The organism is Mycolicibacterium smegmatis (assembly GCF_001457595.1).
Lineage (GTDB): Bacteria > Actinomycetota > Actinomycetes > Mycobacteriales > Mycobacteriaceae > Mycobacterium > Mycobacterium smegmatis.
Genome location: NZ_LN831039.1, coordinates 4,011,116 through 4,033,602, shown reverse-complemented (window position 1 = coordinate 4,033,602; position 22,487 = coordinate 4,011,116). Strand labels below are relative to the sequence as shown.

Sequence of the window (22,487 nt, the reverse complement as noted above, 5' to 3'; positions counted from 1 at the left end):
GAACAGGACCAAGGAGAAAAAGTGAGCGGACCGCAGGGATCTGACCCAGCGCAGCCGTGGCCCGGTCAGCAACCCGAGCCCGGCCGGGATCAGCCGGCGGGCGGCGAGGCGTGGCAGCCGCCGACCGGCGGTACCGAGGAGCCCACCACCCACAATCCGGCGTGGCAGCCGCCGGCCTACACGCAGCAGCCGCAGCCGCAGTATCCGCAGTACCAGCCTCCGGCTCAGCCCGGTTACGGTCAGCCGCAACAGGGTTACCCGTCGCCCGAGCAGTTCGGCCAGCAGCCGCCGTACGGTCAGCAACCGCAGTACGGCCAGCCGGGGCAGTACGGCCAGCCGGGCCAGCCGGGTCAGTACGGTCAGCCGGGCCAGTACCCGCAGCCCGGTCAGTACGGTCAGCAACCGCAGTACGGCCAGCCGGGGCAGTACGGCCAGCCCGGCCAGCCCGGCCAGCCCGGTCAGTACGGTCAGCCCGGTCAGTTCGGGCCCTACACTCCACCGGGAAGCGCTGACGGGTCCAAGAAGTCGCTGCTGCTCTTCGGTGGCCTCGGTGCCGCCGCACTGGTGCTCATCGTGCTCGCGGTCCTGTTCTTCTGGGTTCCCGGATGGGCCGTGACCACCGAACTCGATATCGACAAGGCCCAGACCGGGGTTCAGCAGATCCTCACCGACGAGACCAACGGCTACGGCGCCAAGAACGTCAAGGACGTCAAGTGCAACGGCGGCAAGAACCCCGTGGTGAAGAAGGGCGACACCTTCACCTGCGAGGTGAGCATCGACGGCACCAAGCGTCAGGTCACCGTGACGTTCCAGAACGACGACGGCACCTACGAGGTCGGCCGGCCGAAGTAGACCGGATCAGTCGGGCAGCTGGTCCAGTGCGGTCTGCAACCGGCTGATCGACGAGGACACCCCGTACGCCGCGGCCAGTTCGGCGACCCGTGCCGGGTCGCCGGCGGCCAGCGGCAGGGTGTCCGTCGGCGTCGAAAACGTCACGGGCGCATCGGTTGCCACCCGCACCACGGTCTCGGCCGCCGCGATGTAGTCGACGGCGCCGAGCAGCTTGGTGCGATGTGCCTTGGACAGACCCGATTTCGGGTCGTGCGCCGCGTCCAGGATGTTCTGCAGCGAGCCGTGCTTGGCCAGCAGGGACGCTGCGGTCTTCTCTCCGATCCCGGCCACCCCGGGCAGTCCGTCGGACGGGTCACCGCGCAGCAGCGCCAGTTCGGCATACGCTGTGCCGGCCCGATCGAGCGGAACCCCGTACTGCTCAGCCACTTCGGCCGGACCCCACTTGGTGGCCTTCGCCAGCCCGCGGCCCAGATAGAGCACGCGCACCTGCGGCGCCGGCTCGTCACGCACGAGCTGAAGCAGGTCACGGTCCCCGCTGACCACCACCACCGGATCGCGTTCCTCGCGGGCCGAGAGCGTGCCCAGCACGTCGTCGGCCTCGAAACCCGCCGCGCCCGCGGTCGGAATGCCGAACGCGTCAAGCAGTTCCAGGATCATGTCGACCTGCGGCGTGAGGTCGTCGGGAACCTCCTCGATGTCCGGCACGCCGTCGGGCTCCGGTTCGGCGACCCGGTGCGCCTTGTACGACGGGATCAGATCCACGCGCCACTGCGGGCGCCAGTCGTCGTCGCGGCACACCACCAGCCGGCGCGGCTTCTCGCGCGTCACCAGTGTGGAGATCGCGTCGAGGAACCCGCGCACGGCGTTGACGGGCCGGCCGTCGGGCGCCTTGATCGACGAGGGCACACCGAAATACGAACGGAACCACATGCTGGCACCGTCGAGCAGCAGGATCGGGGCGGTCAATCGAACCTCCGGCAGCGCATCCGGTGAGGCTACCTCGACGTCGATGTCACACACCACGGCAGGGACAGTCGCGGTCCCACGTATCGTGAATCATGACCTTCGCCGTCAACCGCATCGACCATGTCGTGCTGAACTGTCGCGACGTCGAGGCCACCGTTGATTTCTACGTCCGCGTGCTGGGCATGACCGAGGAGATCTTCGGCGACGGCCGCATCGCGCTGCGATTCCCCGGTGATGCCGACCAGAAGATCAACGTGCGGCCCACCGGCGCGCCCAACTGGCCCACCGGGGTCGTCGACGCCCCCGGATCACTCGACCTGTGTTTCATCGCCGAGTGCAGCGCGGAGGACGTCGGCGCACACCTGCGGGTCTGCGGCGTCGAGATCACCGAGGGCCCGGTGCCCAAGACCGGCGCGCTGGGGCCCATGACCTCGCACTATTGCCGCGATCCCGACGGCAATCTGGTCGAGGTCGCAACCTATCAGCGGCCCGATTAGCCTCGACGTCATGACCATCAGCCGATTCAGCACCGACGTCTACGCCCAGCGCCTGCAGACCGCCGCGCAGGCCGCGGGCGATGCGGGGCTCGCCGGGCTGGTCATCACCCCCGGCTATGACCTGCGCTATCTGGTGGGCTCTCGGGCCCAGACCTTCGAGCGGCTGACCGCACTGGTCCTGCCTGCCGACGGCGACCCCACCATCGTGGTGCCGCGCCTGGAACTGGCCTCCCTCAAAGAGTCGGCTGTCACCGATCTGGGTGTGGCCGTGCGGGATTGGGTGGACGGCGAGAATCCGTACGCGATGGTGGTCGAGGCGCTCGGCGGCCCCGGCCGCAACGCCGCCGTCACGGATGCCATGCCCGCCCTGCACCTGCTGCCGCTGGCCGACCTGCTCGGCGTGGTGCCGGTGCTGGCCACCGACGTGCTGCGACGGCTGCGGATGATCAAGGACGACGCCGAGATCGACGCGCTGCGCAAGGCAGGCGCCGCGATCGACCGCGTGCACGCACGCGTCCCGGAGTTCCTGGTCCCGGGCCGCACGGAAGCCGACGTCGCCGCCGACATCGCCGAAGCGATTGTCGCCGAAGGGCATTCGGAGGCCGCGTTCATCATCGTCGGCTCCGGCCCCAACGGCGCCGACCCGCACCACGAATGCTCCGACCGTGAACTGCGGGTAGGCGACATCGTGGTGGTCGACATCGGCGGGCCGTACGAACCCGGGTACAACTCGGACTGCACCCGCACCTACAGCATCGGCGAACCCGACCCCGAGGTGGCGCGCCGCTACGCGCTGCTGCAGCAGGCCCAGCAGGCCGCGGTCGCCGCCGTGCGCCCGGGTGTGACGGCCGAGCAGGTCGACGCCGCTGCGCGTGACGTGCTGGCCGCAGAAGGTCTCGCCGAGGCGTTCGTGCACCGCACCGGGCACGGCATCGGCCTGTCGGTGCACGAGGAGCCCTACATCGTGGCCGGCAACAACCTGCCGCTGGAGCGGGGCATGGCGTTCAGCGTCGAGCCCGGCGTGTACTTCCCGGGCCAGTGGGGTGCGCGCATCGAGGACATCGTGATCGTCACCGAGGACGGCGCGCAGTCGGTCAACAACCAGCCGCACGACCTCGTCGTGGTGCCGGTGCGGTGATCAGCTGCGGTCCAGCAGCTCCGAGGACCCCAGAACGCGCTCGATCCGCACCTCGATCACCACGCGCCGCGGGTTGACCCGCGGCGTGCGGTAACGCTGCGCGTACCGCAGCTCGGCGTCGCGGACCGCGTCCGGATCCGAGCTCACGGTGGATTTGCCCTCCAGTGACAGCCAGCGCGCGCCGTCGACCTGGCTGAGCACCGCAACGCCGCGCTCCTGGGCGTTGACGGCCTTCTGCGACCCGCCCGTGGTGATGACGCGGGCGATGTGGGTCTTGGGGTCGAACGTGAATCCGACGGCCACGACGTGCGGCGAGCCGTCCGAGCGCAGCGTGGTCAGCATCGCGAGATGACGTTCGGTGAGGAACGCCAGCGCGTCGGTGGTGAGCCGGGTGGTCGCTTTGCCACGTGATGCAGCCATCGGGGTCCACGCTAGCGCAGGTGATAATCGCTGCTGTGAAAGACACGGCTGACACGGATCGTCGTGTCGTGGTCATATTCGGCGGACGCAGCGAGATCGGCACCGAACTGGCGGTTCGGCTGGCACCGGGCAACACCGTGGTGCTGGCCGCGCGCGGCGCCGACCGGCTCGAACCCCAGGTGGCCGCGGTACGCGACGCGGGTGCGGCCGCGGTGCACACCTGCGAGTTCGACGCCGACGACATCGCCGCACACGCCCGCGTGGTCGAGGAGATCGAATCCGCGCACGGACCGATCGACACCGCGGTGCTGGCGTTCGGCGTGCTGGGGGATCAGGCCCGCGCCGAGGACGACGCCGCGCACGCGGTCGCGGTGGTGCACACCGACTACGTCGCGCAGGTCGGGTTGCTCACCGAACTCGCCCGGCGCATGCGCACGGCCGGCCACGGCAGGCTCGTGGTGTTCTCGTCGATCGCCGGGGCGCGCGTGCGTCGCGCCAATTATGTCTACGGTTCGGCCAAGGCCGGGCTCGACGGGTTTGCCTGCGGTCTGTCCGACGCGCTGCACGGCACGGGCGTGCACGTGCTCATCGTGCGGCCCGGTTTCGTCATCGGGCACATGACCGAGGGCATGGAGCCCGCGCCGTTCGCCAGCACACCGGCACAGGTCGCCGATGCCGCGGCCAAGGCGCTCGCGCGGGGCAAGCGCGCGGTGTGGGTGCCGTGGGTGATCCGCCCGATGGCCTTCACGACGAGGTTTGTGCCGCAGGTCCTCTGGCGCAGGATGCCGCGATGAGCGCTCATGCGAAGAGCCGAGGACACCGATGAAGTTGATCATCGTGGTCGGCATCGGCGCCGACGGCATGCCCGGGCTGTCGGCGGCGTCGCGCGACGAACTCGCACGCGCGACCGTGGTGTTCGGCGCGCCGCGGCAACTCGCGCTGCTCGACGACACCGTGACCGCCGACCGTCGTGAGTGGCCGTCGCCGATGCTGCCCGCCCTGCCGACGCTGTTCGACGACTTCGGAGGGGACGTGCACGTCGTGGCCAGCGGCGACCCGCTGTGCCACGGCATAGGCGCCACGCTGATCCGCCTGTTCGGCGCGGACCGTGTGCGGGTGCTGCCGCACGTGTCGAGCGTGACGCTGGCGTGCGCGCGTATGGGATGGACGGTGCCCGACACCGAGGTCATCAGCCTGGTCACCGCGCCGCCGCACACCGCGGTGCGCCGCGGCGGCCGGGCGGTCGTACTGTCGCGGGACGCGTCGACCCCCACCGAACTGGCGCGTCTGCTCACCGAATCCGGCCGCGGGGATTCCGGGTTCACGGTGCTGGAGCAGTTGGGCGGTCCCGGTGAGCGCCGCCGCGACGGCACCGCGGCCGACTGGTCGGCCGCACCCGCGCCCGATGTCGACGACCTCAACGTCGTCGCGGTCACCTACCGGCCTGAGGACCGCAGGGCCCACGCGCTGCCCGACGAACAGTTCAGCCACGACGGGCAGATCACCAAACAGTCGATCCGGGCGGTCACGCTGGCCGCGCTGGGCCCGCGCCCGGGTGAACTGCTGTGGGACGTCGGCTCGGGCTCGGGCAGCATCGCGATCGAATGGTGCCGAAGCGCACCCGGTTGCACCGCGGTGGCGTTCGAGCGAGACGAGCAGCGGCGCGACCGCATCCGCGCCAACGTCGAGGCATTCGGTGTGCGAGTGGATCTGCGGGGTGCCGCGCCCGAGTGCTTCGACGGCGCGCCCGCACCCGCGGCGATCTTCATCGGTGGTGGTGTGACCGGGCCGGGTGTGCTGGAGGCGTGCTTCGACCGGCTGTCCACGGGTGGCAGGCTGGTGGTCAACGCGGTGACGGTGGAATCAGAAGCCGTTGTCGCCCAGTGGTACTCAGAGAAAGGCGGCGATTTGCGGCGCTATCAGCACTATCAGGGTGGGGCCGTCGGAGGCTTCACCGCATGGCGCCCGGCGCTGCCGGTGACCCAGTGGTCGGTGGTCAAGGCATGACGGTCTACTTCATCGGCGCGGGCCCCGGCGCGGCCGATCTCATCACGGTGCGCGGCCAGCGGCTGCTCGGCACCTGCAAGGTGTGCCTGTACGCCGGATCGATCATGCCCGACGATCTGCTCGCGCTGTGCCCGCCGGACGCCAAGGTGATCGACACCGGACCGCTGAACCTCGATCAGATCATCGACGAACTCGTCGCGGCCGACGAGGCCGGGCTCGACGTCGCGCGGCTGCACTCCGGGGACCCGTCGATCTACAGCGCGCTGGCCGAACAGTGCCGCAGGCTCGACGCGCTCGGCATCGGCTACGAGATCGTGCCCGGTGTACCGGCTTTCGCCGCGGTCGCGGCCGCGCTGGGCCGCGAGCTCACCGTGCCAGGTGTCGCGCAGACCGTGACGTTGAGCCGGGTCGCGACGCTCTCGACGGCCATGCCCGAAGGCGAGGATCTGCGCACGCTGTCCGCACCGGGCGCCACACTGGTGCTGCACCTGGCCGCCGCGCAGATCGACAACATCGTCCCCCAACTGATCGAGGGCGGTTACCGCCCCGAAACCCCCTGTGCCGTGGTGGCGTTCGCGAGCTGGCCGCAGGAGGTGGTGCTGCGGGGCACGCTCGCCGACATCGCCGAGCAGATGCACGCGGCCGACGTGACCCGCACCGCGGTGATCGTGGTGGGTGACGTGCTGGCCGCCGAGGGTTTCACCGACAGTTACCTGTACTCGGCGACGCGGCGCCGAGGGAGCAGGCATTGACCGAGACCGCGACGATGCGAGTTCTGCTGCTCGGAGGCACCGGTGAGGCCCGCGCGCTCGCGGCCGCGCTGCACCCCTTACAGCCGGAGATCGAGGTGATCAGCTCACTGGCCGGGCGGGTTCCCGATCCGGCGCTGCCGGTCGGGCAGGTGCGTATCGGAGGATTCGGTGGGGTCGAGGGCATGCGGCGCTGGCTGCGCGACGAGGGAATCGACGCCGTGGTCGACGCGACGCACCCGTTCGCCGCGACCATCACCACGCACGCCGCGCAGGTGTGCGCCGAACTGGGTCTGCCGCACCTCGTGCTGGCGCGGCCCGCCTGGTCGCCGGGTGACGCGATCGTGGTGGCCTCGGACACCGAGGCAGCCGAAGTGGTGGTGCAGCGCGGGTTTTCGCGCGTGTTCCTGACCACGGGGCGCTCCGGGACGTCGGCGTTCCGCGGCGTCGACGCATGGTTTCTGATCCGCGCCGTCACCGAACCCGAAGCCGACACCCTGCCCGCACGCCACGAACTGCTGCTGTCGCGCGGGCCGTATGACTACGAGGGCGAACTGGCGCTGCTACGCGACCACCACATCGACGTCCTGGTCACCAAGAACAGCGGCGGGGACATGACACAGCCCAAACTGGACGCCGCGGCGACGGCCGGGGTGGCGGTGATCATGGTGGACCGCCCGCCGCTGCCTGCCGGGGTGCACAGCGTCACCACCGTCGAGCAGGCCCGCGACTGGGTCAGCTCGCTGCGTCGATGAGGTCCAGGGTGCCCAGTTCGCGGATGGCCTGACAGCCGCGCTGCGCCATCACCACCATCATGTCGTCGCCGCGATCGGTCGACGACGCGAACGCGCAGCCGAGCACCGTGATCAGCGGCGCCTGGAGCATGCCCAGACGGTAATCGCGCCAACAGGTCTCGCGGTCGTACCCCGTGACGCCGTGCGCCAGCAGCGTGCGGTGGTACTCGCCGACCAGATCCCGTTCGGCCGCGGCGCGGTCGGCCGGGTCGAAGCTCGTGGCGGTGAAGTACGACAGGTCACGTGCGGGCAGGCCCGATCCGAGCGTCTGCCAGTCGACCACGGTGACGCGTGTGCGGTCGGGGTCGAAGAGCATGTTGTCGAGCCGGTAGTCGCCGTGCAGCACCGCGAAACGGTCCGGTTCGGCCAACAGCCACGGGGTCACCACGGACATCGACGCGCTGAGGGTCTCGCGGTCACCGATGCTGAGCCGGTCGCCGAGTTTGTCGAGCGTGATGTCGGCGGCCATCTTGGCGATGTCGCCGAAGCCCTTGGCCGAATCCGGTTCCGGCTTGGGCATCGCGATGCCGGGGAAGTTCGCCCACTGCGGGTCACACCACGTCGGCCCGTGCAGATCGGCCAGCGCGCGCACCGCCAGTGCGGCCTCGGCCGGCGAGCATCCGGCGATCTGATCGCCCTGCTCGGCGGGTGCCATGTCGGCCAGCACCAGCACGAAATCTGCTCCCTCACCGGCGATCTCGCAGTGGTAGCAGTGGGGGACCGGGATCCGCACCTGCCCGGCGAGGCTGGTGTAGAACGCATGCTCGGACCGGTAGCCGATCGCGACGCGGTCGCGCACCGTGTCGTCCTGCGACGGCAGCTTGATCGCGAACGTCGTCGGCAGTGCGGAGTCACCCGCATAGGTGACCGTGACCCGGTAGGTGGCCCCGGTCTGCCCGGTGCCGATGGGTTCGGTTGCCGCCGTTGCCACCTCGGTGCCCAGCACGCCCGACAACCAGGACGGCGTGACGTCGACGGGGCGACCGGGAATCGAGACCGCCGCGGTCATCGCGTCTGCTCCGGTTCGCTCGCGTAGATCGCACCCATCCACATCGCTTCGGCACCTTCCAGTAGTTGTCGGCGGGTCAACGGCCCGCCGATGATGAGCCGTTCCAGCAGTCGGTCGTTGAACTCCATGAGCAGCGAGGCCAGCACCTTCGGATCGACACCGTCCGGGGCGCGGCCGCTTTCGCGTTCGGCGGTGATCACCGCGGAGACCGTGGGCACGAACGACTCCCGCGCCGCGTCCCACATGTCGCGGACCGCGCCGCTGGTGCCGCGGGCCTCCAGCATCGCCTGGAACAGGTACCGGTGGTCCTCGGCGGTCCGCAGCACAGCGTCGAGGGTGGCGCGGATGCGTTCGCGCGGCGGGCGTGTGAGGTCGGCCAGGATGTTGTTGGCCGCCAGCAGTGCCTCGTGCATGGGTTCGAGCAGTGCGGCGACCGCGGCGGCCTTGTTCTCGAAGTAGAAGTAGAACGCCGAGCGGCCGACCCCGGCCTGCCGTGCCACCTCGGCGATGTTCAGCGCGTCGAAACCGGTTTTCTGGAGGTGTTCGTTGAGCGCCTCGAGGATCGCGGTGCGTCGTTGATCGCTGCGTTGCGGCTGCCGACGGTCGGTCGGCGACCGTACCGGTGTGCTCGGGCGTACCACGGCTCTCCCATCTCAGATGGTGTGACGCCGGACACTAATCCCGAAACTGACAACAGTCAATGATTGTCGACGTGCGTCAGCCGGGGTAGGTGCGCGGGGTGAACACGCGATCCTCGGCGGTGTCGTCGACCGCGGCGCTGTACCACTGGGTCTGCGACGACCCGATGATCAGCAGGCAGCGCATGTCGACCTGTGCGGGATCGAGTTCGGCCAGTCGCACCACCCGCACGCTCTCGCCCTCGCCGGGCCGCGCACCCGACACCGCACGTCCGATGATCACCGGGGTGCTCGGGTCGCGGTGCTCCAGCAGCAGGTCGCGCATGGCGCCCACCTGCCACGTGCGGGTCTTCGACGCCGGGTTGTAGATCGCGAGCACCAGATCGGCCTTGGCGGCCGCCTTGAGCCGTTCGACGATCACGTCCCACGGCTTGAGCCGGTCGGACAGCGAGATCACCGCATAGTCGTGGCCCAGGGGTGCGCCGGCCCGGCTGGCCACAGCCTGCGCGGCCGTCATGGCCGGGATGACGCGCACCTCGACACCGGGCCACTGCTTGGCCTCTTCGAGCACCGCGGTCGCCATCGCGAACACGCCCGGGTCACCCGAGGACACCACCGCGACGGCGTGACCCTGCTGGGCCAGCGTGCAGGCCAGCCGTGCGCGTTGGGGTTCGTCGGTGTTGTCACTGGGATGGTGCCGCTGACCGGGCCGCAGACCGACCCGGTCGAGGTACGGGCCGTAGCCGATGAGATCGGTCGCCGCGGCGAGCTCGCGCCGGCTCTGCGGCGTCATCCAGTCGTGGTCACCGGGCCCGAGGCCCACCACGACGACGCTGCCGCGCTCGGGGCGCTGCTCCTGGCGCGCCATGCCGCCGGGCACCATGGTCAGCGAGAAGTACGGCACCTTGGCGGACTCGACCTCGCCTGCCTGCGCCACCTTCTGCCGGTCGGTGCTCGCACGCTCGACGTAGAACGCCTCGTCCAGGCGCCCGGCCGACGAAAGCGCCTCGCGCACACGGGTGTACGAGCGGCCCAGCTTCATCACCACCGCGGCGTCGGTGTCGGCCAGCCTGCGTTTGAGCTCGTCGGCGGGCAGCGTGCCGGGCAGGATGGTGAGGACCTCGTCGCCCTGCACCAGGGGAGTGCCCGTCGCGGCCGACGCGGCGCTCACCGACGTCACGCCCGGCACGATCACGGCGTCGAACCGTTCGGTGAGCCGTGTGTGCATGTGCATGTACGAGCTGTAGAACAGCGGGTCACCCTCGGCCAGGAGCGCGACGTCGCGGCCCGCCTGCAGGTGGGCCGCGATGCGTTCGGCGGCCTCGGCGTAGAAATCCTCCATCGCGCCGGCGTATCCGCCCGGATGGTCGGTGGTCTCGGTGGTCACCGGGTAGACCAGGTGCTCCTCGAGCTGACCCGGCCGCAGGTAGGGCTCGGCGATGCCGCGCGCGATGCTCTGGCCGTGACGGGCGCTGTGGTAGGCCACCACGTCGGCCTCGCCGATCACGCGGGCGGCCTTGACCGTCACCAGTTCGGGGTCGCCTGGCCCGAGTCCGACGCCGTACAGGGTGCCGTGCTTGTTCTCGCTCATTCCCGCTCACTCGCAATCGCGTTGACGGCGGCCGCGGCCATCGCGCTGCCGCCCCGACGGCCCGTCACCACCAGGTAGGACATTCCCCGCGGGCGCTCGATCAGCTCCTGCTTGGACTGCGCGGAGCCGACGAAACCGACGGGCCCGCCGAGCACCGCGGCGGGGGTCGGCGCACCCTCGTCGAGCAGTTCCAGCAGCCGGAACAACGCGGTGGGCGCATTGCCGATCGCCAGGACCGCACCGCCGAGACGGTCGGCCCACAGATCGACCGCGGCGGCCGAACGCGTGGTGCCCATACGGGCCGCGAGTTCGGGAGCGCGGCTGTCGGCGACGAGGGAGACCACCTCGTTGTCGGCGGGCAGGCGCGAGCGGGTGATGCCCGCGGCCACCATCGACGAGTCGCACAGGATCGGTGCGCCGTCCGCGAGCGTGGCGTGGGTCCTGGTGACGACGTCGCCGGTGAAGGCGACATGGTCGGTGACGTCGACCTGGCCGCAGGTGTGGATCAACCGGACCACCACGCGCGAGACGTCGGCGGGGAAGCGGGACAGATCGGCTTCGTCGCGGATCGTCGCGAACGACTGCCGGTAGATCTCGGCTGCGTCACGGATGTAGTCGAGCACCCGCCAACCTTACGGGGACGCGATGCGCAGTCGATATCCGTCCTCCGTGGCGACGAGGACGTCCCCGACGGGCGGGCTGCCGCAGGCCCGCTCACAGCCCACGAAGTGCCGGTGATTTGCCGACGGTTCCTGCGCCGCCGCCGCGGCGTCGGCGCGCACATCGGTCAGTGACTTCGCGCATCCGGGACTGCCGGTGCAGGCGCTGACATCGAGCCAGGGTGAGTTCTCGTCGAACACCAGCCCCATCGGCGCGAGCACCCGCAACGCGGTGTCGGCGACGCCCTCGTCGAGGTCGAACACCAGCACCGACCGCCACGGCGTGATCACGATGGGCGCCTCGATCGCGGCGAGGAACTGCGCGTCGCGCGCGGACAACACACCCAGCGGCACCCCGGCGCCCAGCGCTACACGGCCGTCGCGCTGGGGAATCCAGCCGACGGGCGGCCGCACGGTCGGGGCCCACCGCTGCCCACCTGGTCCGGACGCCGTCAAACCCTCCAGCAGCGGCGCCAGGTCGTCGAGTTCGCCGACACGCCAGGCCTTTCCGTGCACCTTCGCGAACCGGCGGGCCACGGTGATCAGCGTGGGCACCACGCCGGCGCGGTCGATCCGTACCCCGGTGTCACACCCGCCGAGCAGCAGAGCGCCGGTGCCGGCGTCGAGCATGTGCACCCCGGCGTCGGGGCCGAGACCGGAGATGTCGCCGCGCCCGTCGTCCAGACCGAACAGGAACCGGCCCGGCAACCCGGCCAGCTCGGGCTCGGCCTGGATCGCCGCGTCGAGTTCGGAGACCAGGGCGCCGACGTCGGCGACCCCGCCCGACCGTCCCGTCAGCGGCGAGGCCACGATGTTGCGCACGCGCTCGTGTGTCGGTGACGGCAACAGTCCGGCGCCGGCCAGCGCCGCCGCGGCGGCGTCGGTGTCGGTCAGCCCACGGATCTGGATGTTGCCGCGCGACGTGAGTTCCATTGCCGGAGAACCCAGATCGTTCGCGACATCGGCCAGGGTGGCCAGCTGCGCGGCTGTGATGGCGCCGCCCGCGAGCCGGATGCGCACGAGCGCGCCGTCAGCGGCCTGGTGCACTGTCAGCGCACCGGGGCAGGCGTCCTGGTCACGGGTCCGGGTCATACTCGGACCCATTCTAGGAACTCAGCTCGCCAGGGCGACCGGGCTGTCCACCGGGGAGTAACTCGACGCGTCACCGGCGATGACGCGGCTGCGTTCGCCGTACACGTCGACCGGGATGTCACCGGCCAGCGTGACGCGGTTGAGCCTGCGGTACTGGTCGTCGTAGTCGGCCACCGCGTAGTGCTGCGTGGCGCGGTTGTCCCAGATCGCCAGGTCACCGGGCTTCCAGCTCCACCGTACGGTGTTCTCCAGCCGCGTGATCCGGTCCTGGAACAGCCGGAACAAAGCCGCGGACTCGGTGTCCTTGAGTCCGACGAACGACTTGACGAAATGGCCGAGGAGCAGGACCCGCTCACCGGTCTCGGGGTGCACCCGCACCACCGGGTGCTCGACCTCGTAATAGTCGGATTCGAACCGCTGACGGTAGCCACGCTGTTCCGCGGAGATCGCGCTGTCGGCGTAGTCGAACCGGTTGGTGTGCACGGCCCACAGGTTGTCGGCCAGCGTGCGCAGCGGCGCGGGCAGCTGCTGGTAGGCCGCTTCCGTCGAGGCCCACGCGGTGGTGCCGCCGTAGCTGGGCAGCGTCATCGCGCGCAGCAGCGACGCCTTCGGGATACGGTCGACGAACGTGACATCGGTGTGCCAGCTGTTGGCCTTGTCGTAGCGCGAGTCGATCGGCAGCAACTGCTCGGCGCCCTCGGCGAGCGTCGGATGGGCGACGGTGGGCGTACCCAGCAGCTCGGCGAACTCCAGCTGTCCGGCATCGTCGAGATGGTCCTGGCCGGAGAAGAAGATCACCTTGTGCTCGAGGAGGGCCGCGTTGATGGCGCTCACGGTGGCGGGGGACAGGTCGCCGCCGACGCGCACGCCGTCGATCCTGGCGCCGATGTGGGCCCCGAGCTTGGTCACGGTGACCTGCACCTGACCCGGGTTTGTCGCACGAAGTTCACTCACGCAGTCATTAGGCCCCCGGCGGGCGATCGAGTGAACGGTTTTGCCGGGCGTGATTTGAAATCGTGCGACCATTGACCAGGCGATGCCCGGTTTGCAGAATGCCGCGGGGCGCGTGGCCACAGTGCTCGTGCTCATGGTGGTCGCTGTCGTCGCACTGCGCGGGCATGTCCCCGGCGGCAGCCGCGCCCAGGCGCAGGCACCCACCGATTCTCCGGCCACGTTCGTGGCCGTCGCGGCGCTTCTCACGGTGGGGTTGGCAGGCTTTGCGTTCGCGATTTTCACCGCACCGCGCAAGCCCCGCGTATCCGGTGCCGGCGACGACATCCCCCAGGCCGGTCTACGGGGGCCACGGGCGCGTCTGCGGTGGCGATGGGTACTGCTGGGCCTGGCGGTCCTGATGTGCTGGCTGTCGGTCGCGGTCCTGATCTCCCGGTTGACCGACACGTCTGAACTGCCCCCGCCCCAGGACGGATCGGGGCGTGAAAGCCCGGGCGCGCCGGGCGAGGCCCGGGTACCCGATGATCCTGGGGACGCCACCGCGTTCCGCCTGCTCGCGGTGGCCGGGGTGATCATGTTGCTGCTCATCGCGATCGGGACCATCCTGCGCGCCAGGCGCCGCGCCGCGGCCCACCTGCACCGGGCCGACGACACCTGGCCGGTCCTGCCGGTTCACCCCAGAAACCCGGAGAAGCTGGTCCGCGCAACCGAACTCGGGCTCGCCGAGATCGGGGATCTCAGCCGCGACCCCAGAACCGCGATCATCGCGTGCTATGCGGCCATGGAACAGGGCCTCGCGTACGCACCGGAAGCGGTCCCGCAGGAATCCGACACACCGTCGGAGGTGCTCGCCCGTGCGGTCGAGCATCACGCGCTGAATGCCGACAGCGCAACCGAACTCGTCGAGCTGTTCGCCGAGGCGCGGTTCAGCCCGCACCGGATGACCGAGACGCATCGCGCGGCCGCGGTCGCCGCGCTGCAGCGCGTACACGCCGATCTGCGGAGCCTCGTATGAAACGGTTCGTGGTCGCGGGCTTTGCGTTGGTGGTGTTCGTCGAACTGGCAGCGCTCGCGGTGCCGGGCCGCAGCATGATCGGCTGGGCCACCGGCGCTGCGCTCGCGGTGCTGCTGGTCTCGGTGCGCCTGGCATTGCGCGAAGATCCAGTCCACGATGCGCGCAGCACGGCGTCGGAGGACGCGGCCGAACTGCTGGCGCGCTGGCAGTCCGAGACCGAGATCCTCATCAGCCGAGCCGATTCCACTCGCAGCCAGTGGGACCGCCATCTGCGGCCACGGTTGGCCAGGGAGTTCGCCGCGGCCAGCGGACAACGACTGGTCGGCGACCAGTCGGCATTCCAGGCCACCGGTCGGATGCTGTTCGGAGAACGGTTGTGGCAGTGGGTGGATCCCAACAACGTCGCCTCCGCACGGGACGACGGACCAGGCCCGGGCCGCGCGGTGCTCGCGGAGATCCTGCAACGATTGGAGCAGCTGCGACCAGTCAGGCGAACGTGGACGTGGCCACAGCGGCAGCCGCCAGATCGGTGCTCGACGAGATCGAGAAGGCGGTGGTGGGCAAGCGTGACGCGCTCACCCTCATCCTGACGACGCTGCTGGCGCGCGGACACGTCCTCATCGAGGACCTGCCCGGCCTCGGCAAGACGCTCATCGCCCGGTCCTTCGCCGCCGCGCTGGGTTTGAAGTTCACCCGGGTCCAGTTCACCCCGGATCTGCTGCCCGCCGACCTGCTCGGCTCGACGGTGTACGACATGCAGTCCGGTCGGTTCGAGTTCCGGCCCGGCCCGATCTTCACCAACCTGCTGCTGGCCGACGAGATCAACCGGACCCCGCCCAAGACGCAGGCCGCGCTGCTGGAGGCCATGGCCGAGGGGCAGGTCAGCATCGACGGCCAGACGCACCGCCTGCCCGCGCCGTTCATCGTCCTGGCCACCGACAACCCGATCGAGTACGAGGGCACCTATCCGCTGCCCGAGGCCCAACTCGACCGGTTCTCGGTGCGCCTGGAACTGAAGTACCTGTCCGAACAGGACGAGACGGCCATGCTGCGCCGCCGCCTGGATCGCGGGTCTGCCGAGGCGGGCGTCGCCGAGGTGGTCGACGGTCCGCGCTTTCTGGCGATGCGCGAGGCCGTCGAACAGGTCAGCGTGCACGACGACGTGCTGCGCTACGTCGTGGCGCTCGCGGCCGCGACGCGCCACCACCCGCAGGTTGCGGTCGGCGCCAGCCCCCGCGCCGAACTCGACCTCGTGCAACTCGCGAGGGCCAGGGCCTTGCTGCTCGGGCGGGACTTCGTCATCCCCGAGGACGTCAAGACACTCGCGGTCGCGGCGATGGCGCACCGCATCAGCCTGCGCCCGGAGATGTGGGTGCGCAGCATCCACGGTGCCGACGTCATGAACGAACTGCTGCGCCGGCTCCCCGTGCCCCGTGCGGGCAACCTGCCATGACCGTCGGTGTGCACGTGCCGCTGCGTTGGGGCGCGTCGCCTCTGACTAAGTCCGTGGCCACCGCCGCGGCAGGTGCGATGTTGATCGCGGTGCTCGGATTCCGTTGGCAATTGGTCATCTTCGCCTCGCCACTGCTCGGTGTGCTGTGTTCGGCCTACTGGCAGCGGCCTCGCGTCTCGGTCGAGGTCGGCGCAGAGCCCGCCACCGTGCGGTGTTTCGAGAACGAGAGCGCCGAATTGTCGGTGCGGGTGAGCAGCAGTGCCGGCGCCGATGCCCGGCTGCGGGTGGACAGCGTCGAGGGTTTGCGGCTCGAGCCGGGCGACCGCGCGGGTCCCGAGCAGAGGGTGCGCGCGAACGCGTCGCGCTGGGGCCGCTACCCGCTGCGGGCGCACGTCACGGTGACCGCGCCGGGTGGACTCGTGACCGGCACGGGCACCGTCGAGGCCGCGGAGCTCTACGTGTTCCCGCTGGCCGCACCACATCTCACCCCGATGCCGCGCGCCGAACTGCCCGACCGGCTCGGCACCCACCTGACCCGCCACACCGGACCCGGGGTGGAGTACGCCGACGTGCGGCCCTATGTGCCGGGCGATCATCTGCGCACCGTCAACTGGCCGGTGAGTGCCCGCCGCGGACGACTGCACGTCACCGAGCGGCTCACCGATCGCGGGGGCGACGTCGTGGTGCTCATCGACACCCACGACCAGGCGCCCGGCCCGGCCACACAGGCCACCGAGCGCACCGCACGCGGCGCGGCGCAGGTGGTGCAGAGCGCGCTGCGCAGCGGCGACCGGGCCGGCATCGTGGCGCTCGGCGGCAGGCAACCGCGGTGGCTCGGGCTCGACATCGGGCGCAGGCAGTTCTACCGCGTGCTCGACGCGATCCTCGGGGCGGGCGGCGGGTTCGAGACAACCACCGGCACGCTCGCGCCGCGCGCCGCGGTGCCACCGGGAGCCATCGTGGTGGCGTTCTCCACGATGCTGAACACCGAGTTCGCGTTCGCGCTGATCGAGCTGGCCAAACACGGGCACGCCGTGGTGGCCGTCGACGTCCTTGAGGGAGCGCCGTTCGACAACCCGGACGGCCTGGACCCGCTGATCCCGCGACTGTGGGCGCTGCATCGCTCGGCGATGTACCGCGACATGAGCACGATCGGCATCGACGTCGTGCACTGGCGCGGCGACATCCCGCTGCAGGATGTCATGCGGTTGATCCCGGACCGGCACAGACGAAGGACGCGGTGATGCGCACTCAGCCCGCGCCGCTTGTGTTCTCGACGTCCCTCGGCCTGGTCATGGCCGCGGCGGTGGCCGCGCCCGCCGACGGTCCGGCACTGGTGGCCGCGGCGATCTCGGCCGCCGCGGTGGCGGTGGGGCCCGCGTGGCGACCGGCGTCGACCGTCGCGGTGTGGGCGGCCGCGGCCGCTCTCGCGCTGTCGGAACCCGACGTGCTCTACGCCGCGCTGGCAGGCCTGTCGGCCGCGGTGTACCTGGCGGTCCGCCACGCGGCGGGAACGTCGGTGGTCACCACGACGCGCCCGATGATGTTGTGCGCGTTGGGATTCACCGCGGCAGCGATGCTGGTCGGGTTCTGGCAGCTGACGTTGCCGTGGGTGCCGCTTGCCGCGCCGGTCGCGGTCGGCGCGGTGTACCTGATCGTCCTGCGTCCGTTCGTGGGCCGGGCGCGGTGGGACGTCTCACCGGCCAGGGAATTGTGACATCCGTCACTCGGATTCCTAACCTGTTCGCTCCCTTACAGATTGAGAACTTCGCCGGTTGCCCGGGGTAACTTCACTTCCAGTTCCCCGGACCGCCGGTACCGGGAAATTGGAACAGGTTCCAGAAAGGACGCGATCATGGTCGCATTCGGTGTCTTCGTCGCCGTCGTCGCGGGGCTCGTCGCGGTCACGGGCCGCCCGTACCGCCGGTCCTGGCACGAGCGCTTCGGCGAGATGCAGCTCTGACCAGCGCCGACCGTACCGACGTAACTGCGCTGACGGTCGGTGCGGTACGAATGGTGAGTGCCTGACCCACGTGATGCTGTCCCGAGCGCGCCGACGATCCTGCTGCTGTCGACCTCGGACACCGATCTGATCACGGCCCGCGCGAGCGGCGCCGGATACCGGTGGGCCAACCCGTCGCGCCTCGTCGACGGTGAGCTCGAAGAGTTGCTGGCCGGCGCCGATATCGCCGTGGTCCGCATCCTCGGCGGATACCGGGCCTGGCAGGACGGGATCGACGCCGTGGTAGCCAGCGGCGTGCCCGCGGTCGTGGTCAGCGGCGAGCAGACCCCCGACGCCGAGCTCATGCGGCACTCGACCGCACCGCAGGGCGCCGCCCTGCAGACCCACATCTACCTCGCGCAGGGCGGGCTGGAGAACCTGCGCAACCTGCACGCGTTCCTCTCCGATACCCTGCTCATGACGGGATTCGGATTCGCGCCGCCCGTCGCCACCCCGAGTTGGGGCATCCTCGAACGCCCCCTCGAACACGCTGAGGCGCAGTCTCTCGACGGCGCACCGAAGATCGCGGTGCTCTACTACCGTGCCCAGCAGCTCGCCGGGAACACCGCCTATGTCGAGGCCCTGTGCCGGGCGATCGAGAACGCCGGCGGCAGGCCGCTGCCGGTCTTCTGCGCCTCGCTGCGCACCGCCGAACCCGAACTCCTCGAACTGCTCGGCACCGCCGACGCCCTGATCACCACGGTGCTCGCGGCGGGCGGCGCCACCCCGGCCGCGGTCGGCGCAGGCGGCGACGACGACTCCTGGAACGTCGCACATCTCGCGGCCCTCGACATCCCGATCCTGCAGGGGTTGTGCCTGACGAGTTCGAGGTCGGACTGGTCGGACAACGACGACGGCCTGTCCCCGCTGGACGTCGCGACGCAGGTGGCCGTGCCCGAGTTCGACGGCCGCATCATCACAGTGCCGTTCTCGTTCAAGGAGATCGACCACGAGGGCCTCATCTCCTACGTCGCCGACCCCGAGCGGTGCGCGCGGGTCGCGGGTCTCGCGGTCCGGCACGCCCGACTGAAATCCATTGCGGCCAAGGACAAACGCGTGGCGCTCGTGTTCTCGGCCTATCCGACCAAGCACGCCCGGATCGGCAACGCCGTCGGTCTCGACACCCCGGCCAGCGCGGTCGCGCTGCTGCGCGCGATGCGCGCCCACGGCTACGACCTCGGGGCCGACGACGACATCCCCGGTGTCATCTCCGGCGATGGCGATGCGCTGATCCACGCGCTGATCGAACGCGGCGGCCAGGACGCCGAATGGCTCACCGAGGAACAACTCGCGCGCAACCCGATCCGCGTGCCCGCCAAGGACTATCGCGAATGGTTCGCGACGCTGCCCGCCGAACTCGCCGACGCCGTCGTCGAGCACTGGGGTCCGCCGCCCGGCGACCTGTTCGTCGACCGCAGCCGCGACCCCGACGGCGAGATCGTCATCGCCGCGCTGCAGGCCGGCAATCTGGTCATCATGGTCCAGCCGCCGCGCGGGTTCGGCGAGAACCCGGTGGCCATCTACCACGACCCCGACCTGCCGCCCAGCCACCACTATCTGGCGGCCTACCGGTGGCTGGACTCCGCGTTCCCCGGATCGTTCGGGGCCGACGCCGTCATCCACCTCGGCAAGCACGGCAACCTGGAATGGCTGCCCGGCAAGACGCTCGGTATGTCCGCGGCATGCGGCACCGACGCGGCGCTGGGCGACCTGCCGCTGATCTACCCGTTCCTGGTCAACGACCCGGGGGAGGGCACCCAGGCCAAGCGTCGCGCCCACGCCACGCTGGTCGACCATCTCATCCCGCCCATGGCGCGCGCCGAAACCTACGGCGACATCGCCAAACTCGAACAACTGCTCGACGAGCACGCCAACGTCTCGGCGCTCGATCCCGGCAAGCTGCCCGCCATCCGCCAGCAGATCTGGACGCTCATGCGTGCGGCGAAGATGGACCACGACCTGGGGTTGCAGGATCGCCCCGACGAGGACTCGTTCGACGACATGCTGCTGCACGTCGACGGCTGGCTGTGCGAGATCAAGGACGTGCAGATCCGCGACGGTCTGCACGTACTCGGCCAGAAGCCCACGGGTGCAGGCGAACTCGACCTGGTGCTGGCGATTTTGCGGGCCCGCCAGCTGTTCGGCGGCGAGCAGACCGTGCCAGGACTGCGGCAGGCGCTCGGGCTCGTCGAGGACGGCAGTGACGACCGCGCCGCGGTCGACGCGGCCGAGGCCGGGGCCCGCGAACTGGTCGCGGCCCTGCAGGAAACCGGTTGGGATCCCGCGGCGGTCGACACCATCACCGACAACCCCGACATCGCGCGGATCCTCAAGTTCGCCGCCACCGAGGTGGTGCCGAGGCTCGCGGGCACCGAGGGCGAGATCGACCAGGTGCTGCGCGCCCTCGACGGCGGGTTCATCCCGTCGGGCCCCTCGGGTTCGCCGCTGCGCGGTCTGGTCAACGTGCTGCCGACCGGACGCAACTTCTACTCGGTGGATCCCAAGGCCGTGCCGTCGCGCCTGGCGTGGGAAACCGGTGTGGCCATGGCGGATTCGCTGCTGGCGCGCTACCGCGAGGACTACGGGCGGTGGCCGCAGTCGGTCGGCCTGTCGGTGTGGGGCACCTCGGCCATGCGCACCGCGGGCGACGACATCGCCGAGGTGCTCGCCCTGCTGGGCGTGCGCCCGGTATGGGACGACGCGTCGCGTCGCGTCGTCAACCTCGAACCCATCGACCTCGCCGAACTGGGCCGCCCCCGCATCGACGTCACGGTGCGCATCTCCGGGTTCTTCCGCGACGCGTTCCCGCACGTCGTCACGATGCTCGACGACGCCGTCGCGCTCGTCGCGGCACTCGACGAACCCGCCGAGCACAACTACGTGCGCGCGCACGCCCAGGCCGACCTCGCCGAGCACGGTGACGAACGCCGCGCCACCACACGCATCTTCGGGTCCAAGCCGGGCACCTACGGGGCGGGCCTGCTGCAGCTCATCGACAGCCGCAACTGGCGCGACGACGCCGACCTGGCGCAGGTGTACACCGCGTGGGGCGGGTTCGCCTACGGGCGCGGATTGGACGGAGCCGCCGCCAGTGATGATATGAACCGGGCCTACCGGCGAATCGCGGTGGCGGCCAAGAACACCGACACCCGCGAACACGACATCGCCGACTCCGACGACTACTTCCAGTACCACGGCGGCATGGTCGCCACGGTGCGGGCACTGACCGGCAAGGCGCCCGCGGCCTACATCGGCGACAACACCCGTCCCGACGCGGTCCGCACCCGCACGCTGAGTGAGGAGACCAACCGCGTCTTCCGGGCGCGCGTGGTCAACCCGCGCTGGATCAACGCCATGCGCCGCCACGGCTACAAGGGCGCGTTCGAGATGGCGGCCACGGTCGACTACCTGTTCGGCTACGACGCCACCGCGCACGTGATGGCCGACTGGATGTACGAGCGGCTCGCAGGCGAATACGTCCTCGACGACGAGAACCGCAAGTTCATGAACGAATCCAACCCGTGGGCACTGCACGGTATGGCCGAGCGCCTGTTGGAGGCCGCGACCCGCGGGATGTGGGCCGAGCCGGAACCCGCCACGCTCGACGGGCTGCGCCAGGTGCTGCTGGAGACCGAAGGCGAACTGGAGGGCTAGCTGTACCCGGCCCGGGCGTGGGTCTCGGCTAAGTTCGACTCGTGGCCATCACGTTCGCAGACGTCGCCAAGTCCAAGTACATCCTGCTGACCACGTTCACCAAGGACGGCAGACCCAAGCCGACGGCGATCTGGGCGGCCCCGAAAGGGGACCGGCTGCTGGTGATCACCGAGGAGAACTCGTGGAAGGTCAAGCGGATCCGCAACACCCCACGCGTCACCGTCGCGGCGTGTGACGCCCGCGGCAACCCGAAGAGCGAGGCCGTCGAGGCGCACGCCGAGATCCTCGACAAGTCGCGCACCGGCGAGGTGTACGACGCGATCGGCAGCCGCTACGGGCTGATGGGCAAGGCGTTCAACCTGTTCAGCAAGTTGCGGCGGGGCATGGAACGCAACATCGGCCTGGAACTGCGCGCGGCCGAGGGGACTGCCTGAGTTCTTCGGTGTTTTCCCGCGGAACCTCAGGGCCCCGCCGCTCGTTGACCGGACATGGCTAAGCGACTGTTCCTGGTCTACGCCCTCGTCGAGCTGGCGGTCATGGTGGTCCTCGTGGCAACCATCGGCTTCGGCTGGACGGTGCTGCTGCTCCTGGCGGCGTTCGTCGTCGGGCTGGCACTGGCCGGATCCCAGGCGCGTCGCCAGCTACGCAAACTCAGCGGCGGTCTGACCGCCGCGAGCGCCCAGGGCGCGGTCACCGACAGCCTGCTGGTCGCCCTCGGCACCGTGCTGGTTGTCGTCCCGGGGCTCGCCAGTTCGGTGCTCGGCGCCGTGTTGCTGCTGCCCCCGACCCGTGCCGCCGCGCGGCCCGTGCTGACCGCGATGGCCGCCAAACGCGTGCCACTCGTCACAGGATTTCAAACGGCGTCCCGGTACCAGTGGACCGCGGGATACCCCGGCGGGCGTGGGGACTACATTGACGGCGAAGTCATCGACGTCACCGACAGCGCGGACGCGGCCGGTGGGGTCGAACCGCATCGCCTTCCCCCGAAGGCCTGACCCGC

23 protein-coding genes are annotated in these 22,487 nt (G+C 70.3%); 15 read left to right on the top strand and 8 right to left on the bottom strand.

All coding sequences use genetic code 11. From position 1 onward, the window contains the following. Positions 1-21 precede the first annotated feature (21 nt). Complete coding sequence (locus AT701_RS19405; protein ID WP_058127673.1) at positions 22-852, top strand: DUF4333 domain-containing protein; 831 nt, start codon at positions 22-24, stop codon at positions 850-852. 6 nt (positions 853-858) lie between these two features. Here AT701_RS19405 and AT701_RS19400 read toward each other — a convergent pair whose 3' ends face one another. Then, on the bottom strand, positions 859-1,818 hold the full coding sequence (locus tag AT701_RS19400; protein ID WP_058127672.1) for a 5'-3' exonuclease: 960 nt from the start codon (positions 1,816-1,818) through the stop codon (positions 859-861). A gap of 92 nt (positions 1,819-1,910) precedes the next feature. On the opposite strand from AT701_RS19400, the gene AT701_RS19395 reads away from it, so the two are divergent. Together AT701_RS19395 and AT701_RS19390 are read left to right on the top strand one after the other, a co-directional pair. Next, positions 1,911-2,315: a VOC family protein gene (locus tag AT701_RS19395; protein ID WP_011729391.1), complete on the top strand. Its 405-nt coding sequence runs from the start codon at positions 1,911-1,913 to the stop codon at positions 2,313-2,315. Positions 2,316-2,325: 10 nt separating this feature from the next. Further along, a complete protein-coding gene (locus tag AT701_RS19390) occupies positions 2,326-3,453 on the top strand; it encodes a M24 family metallopeptidase (RefSeq protein ID WP_011729390.1) in 1,128 nt (375 codons plus the stop codon). Here AT701_RS19390 and AT701_RS19385 read toward each other — a convergent pair whose 3' ends face one another. Next, positions 3,454-3,873: a F420-dependent biliverdin reductase gene (locus AT701_RS19385; protein ID WP_003895331.1), complete on the bottom strand. Its 420-nt coding sequence runs from the start codon at positions 3,871-3,873 to the stop codon at positions 3,454-3,456. It abuts the gene before it with no gap. A gap of 35 nt (positions 3,874-3,908) precedes the next feature. Here AT701_RS19385 and dprE2 point away from each other — a divergent pair, with 35 nt between their 5' ends. From dprE2 to AT701_RS19365, 4 genes are read left to right on the top strand one after another with little or no spacing between them, the layout of a single operon-like run. Beyond that, positions 3,909-4,667, top strand: a complete 759-nt coding sequence (gene dprE2 / locus AT701_RS19380) for a decaprenylphospho-beta-D-erythro-pentofuranosid-2-ulose 2-reductase (protein ID WP_058126422.1) — start codon at positions 3,909-3,911, stop codon at positions 4,665-4,667. A 28-nt stretch (positions 4,668-4,695) separates the two neighbouring features. After that, positions 4,696-5,880 carry a bifunctional cobalt-precorrin-7 (C(5))-methyltransferase/cobalt-precorrin-6B (C(15))-methyltransferase gene (locus AT701_RS19375; RefSeq protein WP_058126421.1) on the top strand — a complete coding sequence of 395 codons (1,185 nt, stop codon included), beginning with the start codon at positions 4,696-4,698 and terminating at the stop codon, positions 5,878-5,880. Further along, complete coding sequence (gene cobM, locus AT701_RS19370; protein ID WP_003895328.1) at positions 5,877-6,632, top strand: precorrin-4 C(11)-methyltransferase; 756 nt, start codon at positions 5,877-5,879, stop codon at positions 6,630-6,632. Before AT701_RS19375 ends, cobM begins: the two co-directional genes overlap by 4 nt. Before the next feature lie 14 nt (positions 6,633-6,646). Continuing rightward, complete coding sequence (locus tag AT701_RS19365; RefSeq protein WP_058126420.1) at positions 6,647-7,384, top strand: cobalt-precorrin-6A reductase; 738 nt, start codon at positions 6,647-6,649, stop codon at positions 7,382-7,384. On the opposite strand, the gene AT701_RS19360 is transcribed toward AT701_RS19365, so the two are convergent. The 6 genes from AT701_RS19360 to AT701_RS19335 all read right to left on the bottom strand — a co-directional run bounded on the left by AT701_RS19360 (position 7,365) and on the right by AT701_RS19335 (position 13,366). Continuing rightward, the gene (locus tag AT701_RS19360) at positions 7,365-8,432 is read right to left on the bottom strand and encodes a phosphotransferase family protein (protein WP_058126419.1); all 1,068 of its coding nucleotides are present in this window, start codon (positions 8,430-8,432) and stop codon (positions 7,365-7,367) included. The genes AT701_RS19365 and AT701_RS19360 overlap by 20 nt on opposite strands. Further along, on the bottom strand, positions 8,429-9,073 hold the full coding sequence (locus AT701_RS19355; RefSeq protein WP_058126418.1) for a TetR/AcrR family transcriptional regulator: 645 nt from the start codon (positions 9,071-9,073) through the stop codon (positions 8,429-8,431). The genes AT701_RS19360 and AT701_RS19355 overlap by 4 nt, the downstream gene beginning before the upstream one ends. 76 nt (positions 9,074-9,149) lie before the next feature. Next, positions 9,150-10,661 carry a precorrin-2 C(20)-methyltransferase gene (locus tag AT701_RS19350; protein WP_058126417.1) on the bottom strand — a complete coding sequence of 504 codons (1,512 nt, stop codon included), beginning with the start codon at positions 10,659-10,661 and terminating at the stop codon, positions 9,150-9,152. After that, positions 10,658-11,284, bottom strand: a complete 627-nt coding sequence (locus tag AT701_RS19345; RefSeq protein ID WP_003895323.1) for a precorrin-8X methylmutase — start codon at positions 11,282-11,284, stop codon at positions 10,658-10,660. Before AT701_RS19345 ends, AT701_RS19350 begins: the two co-directional genes overlap by 4 nt. A 9-nt stretch (positions 11,285-11,293) precedes the next feature. Next, positions 11,294-12,412 carry a precorrin-3B synthase gene (gene cobG / locus AT701_RS19340; RefSeq protein WP_058126416.1) on the bottom strand — a complete coding sequence of 373 codons (1,119 nt, stop codon included), beginning with the start codon at positions 12,410-12,412 and terminating at the stop codon, positions 11,294-11,296. A gap of 21 nt (positions 12,413-12,433) precedes the next feature. Continuing rightward, positions 12,434-13,366, bottom strand: a complete 933-nt coding sequence (locus tag AT701_RS19335; RefSeq protein WP_413232160.1) for a TauD/TfdA dioxygenase family protein — start codon at positions 13,364-13,366, stop codon at positions 12,434-12,436. 82 nt (positions 13,367-13,448) lie between these two features. Here AT701_RS19335 and AT701_RS19330 point away from each other — a divergent pair, with 82 nt between their 5' ends. The 8 genes from AT701_RS19330 to AT701_RS19295 all read left to right on the top strand — a co-directional run bounded on the left by AT701_RS19330 (position 13,449) and on the right by AT701_RS19295 (position 22,482). Beyond that, on the top strand, positions 13,449-14,378 hold the full coding sequence (locus tag AT701_RS19330; protein WP_011729383.1) for a DUF4129 domain-containing protein: 930 nt from the start codon (positions 13,449-13,451) through the stop codon (positions 14,376-14,378). Continuing rightward, positions 14,375-14,968, top strand: a complete 594-nt coding sequence (locus tag AT701_RS19325) for a hypothetical protein (protein ID WP_413232159.1) — start codon at positions 14,375-14,377, stop codon at positions 14,966-14,968. Before AT701_RS19330 ends, AT701_RS19325 begins: the two co-directional genes overlap by 4 nt. Beyond that, positions 14,881-15,831, top strand: coding sequence for an AAA family ATPase (locus AT701_RS19320; protein ID WP_003895318.1), 951 nt, complete (start codon positions 14,881-14,883; stop codon positions 15,829-15,831). Before AT701_RS19325 ends, AT701_RS19320 begins: the two co-directional genes overlap by 88 nt. Further along, entirely contained in the window at positions 15,828-17,075 is a 1,248-nt protein-coding gene (locus AT701_RS19315) for a DUF58 domain-containing protein (RefSeq protein WP_058126414.1), read from the top strand. Before AT701_RS19320 ends, AT701_RS19315 begins: the two co-directional genes overlap by 4 nt. Next, the gene (locus AT701_RS19310; protein ID WP_223495655.1) at positions 17,075-17,548 is read left to right on the top strand and encodes a hypothetical protein; all 474 of its coding nucleotides are present in this window, start codon (positions 17,075-17,077) and stop codon (positions 17,546-17,548) included. The genes AT701_RS19315 and AT701_RS19310 overlap by 1 nt, the downstream gene beginning before the upstream one ends. A 303-nt stretch (positions 17,549-17,851) precedes the next feature. Next, the gene (gene cobN, locus AT701_RS19305) at positions 17,852-21,487 is read left to right on the top strand and encodes a cobaltochelatase subunit CobN (protein ID WP_058126412.1); all 3,636 of its coding nucleotides are present in this window, start codon (positions 17,852-17,854) and stop codon (positions 21,485-21,487) included. A 41-nt stretch (positions 21,488-21,528) separates the two neighbouring features. Beyond that, complete coding sequence (locus AT701_RS19300; RefSeq protein ID WP_003895310.1) at positions 21,529-21,921, top strand: PPOX class F420-dependent oxidoreductase; 393 nt, start codon at positions 21,529-21,531, stop codon at positions 21,919-21,921. 54 nt (positions 21,922-21,975) lie between these two features. Further along, positions 21,976-22,482 (top strand): FxsA family protein, encoded by a 507-nt coding sequence (locus AT701_RS19295; RefSeq protein WP_003895309.1) that lies wholly within the window; start codon positions 21,976-21,978, stop codon positions 22,480-22,482. The last annotated feature ends 5 nt before the right edge of the window (positions 22,483-22,487 follow it).

Excerpts from the sequence above, each read along its gene's own strand:
- AT701_RS19395 (WP_011729391.1), top strand. The coding sequence starts at position 1,911 with ATGACCTTCGCCGTCAACCGCATCGACCATGTCGTGCTGAACTGTCGC.
- AT701_RS19390 (WP_011729390.1), top strand. The coding sequence starts at position 2,326 with ATGACCATCAGCCGATTCAGCACCGACGTCTACGCCCAGCGCCTGCAG.
- AT701_RS19385 (WP_003895331.1), bottom strand. The coding sequence starts at position 3,873 with ATGGCTGCATCACGTGGCAAAGCGACCACCCGGCTCACCACCGACGCG.
- AT701_RS19375 (WP_058126421.1), top strand. The coding sequence starts at position 4,696 with ATGAAGTTGATCATCGTGGTCGGCATCGGCGCCGACGGCATGCCCGGG.
- cobM (WP_003895328.1), top strand. The coding sequence starts at position 5,877 with ATGACGGTCTACTTCATCGGCGCGGGCCCCGGCGCGGCCGATCTCATC.
- AT701_RS19365 (WP_058126420.1), top strand. The coding sequence starts at position 6,647 with ATGCGAGTTCTGCTGCTCGGAGGCACCGGTGAGGCCCGCGCGCTCGCG.
- AT701_RS19360 (WP_058126419.1), bottom strand. The coding sequence starts at position 8,432 with ATGACCGCGGCGGTCTCGATTCCCGGTCGCCCCGTCGACGTCACGCCG.
- AT701_RS19350 (WP_058126417.1), bottom strand. The coding sequence starts at position 10,661 with ATGAGCGAGAACAAGCACGGCACCCTGTACGGCGTCGGACTCGGGCCA.
- cobG (WP_058126416.1), bottom strand. The coding sequence starts at position 12,412 with ATGACCCGGACCCGTGACCAGGACGCCTGCCCCGGTGCGCTGACAGTG.
- AT701_RS19330 (WP_011729383.1), top strand. The coding sequence starts at position 13,449 with ATGCCCGGTTTGCAGAATGCCGCGGGGCGCGTGGCCACAGTGCTCGTG.
- AT701_RS19325 (WP_413232159.1), top strand. The coding sequence starts at position 14,375 with ATGAAACGGTTCGTGGTCGCGGGCTTTGCGTTGGTGGTGTTCGTCGAA.
- AT701_RS19315 (WP_058126414.1), top strand. The coding sequence starts at position 15,828 with ATGACCGTCGGTGTGCACGTGCCGCTGCGTTGGGGCGCGTCGCCTCTG.
- AT701_RS19310 (WP_223495655.1), top strand. The coding sequence starts at position 17,075 with ATGCGCACTCAGCCCGCGCCGCTTGTGTTCTCGACGTCCCTCGGCCTG.
- AT701_RS19295 (WP_003895309.1), top strand. The coding sequence starts at position 21,976 with ATGGCTAAGCGACTGTTCCTGGTCTACGCCCTCGTCGAGCTGGCGGTC.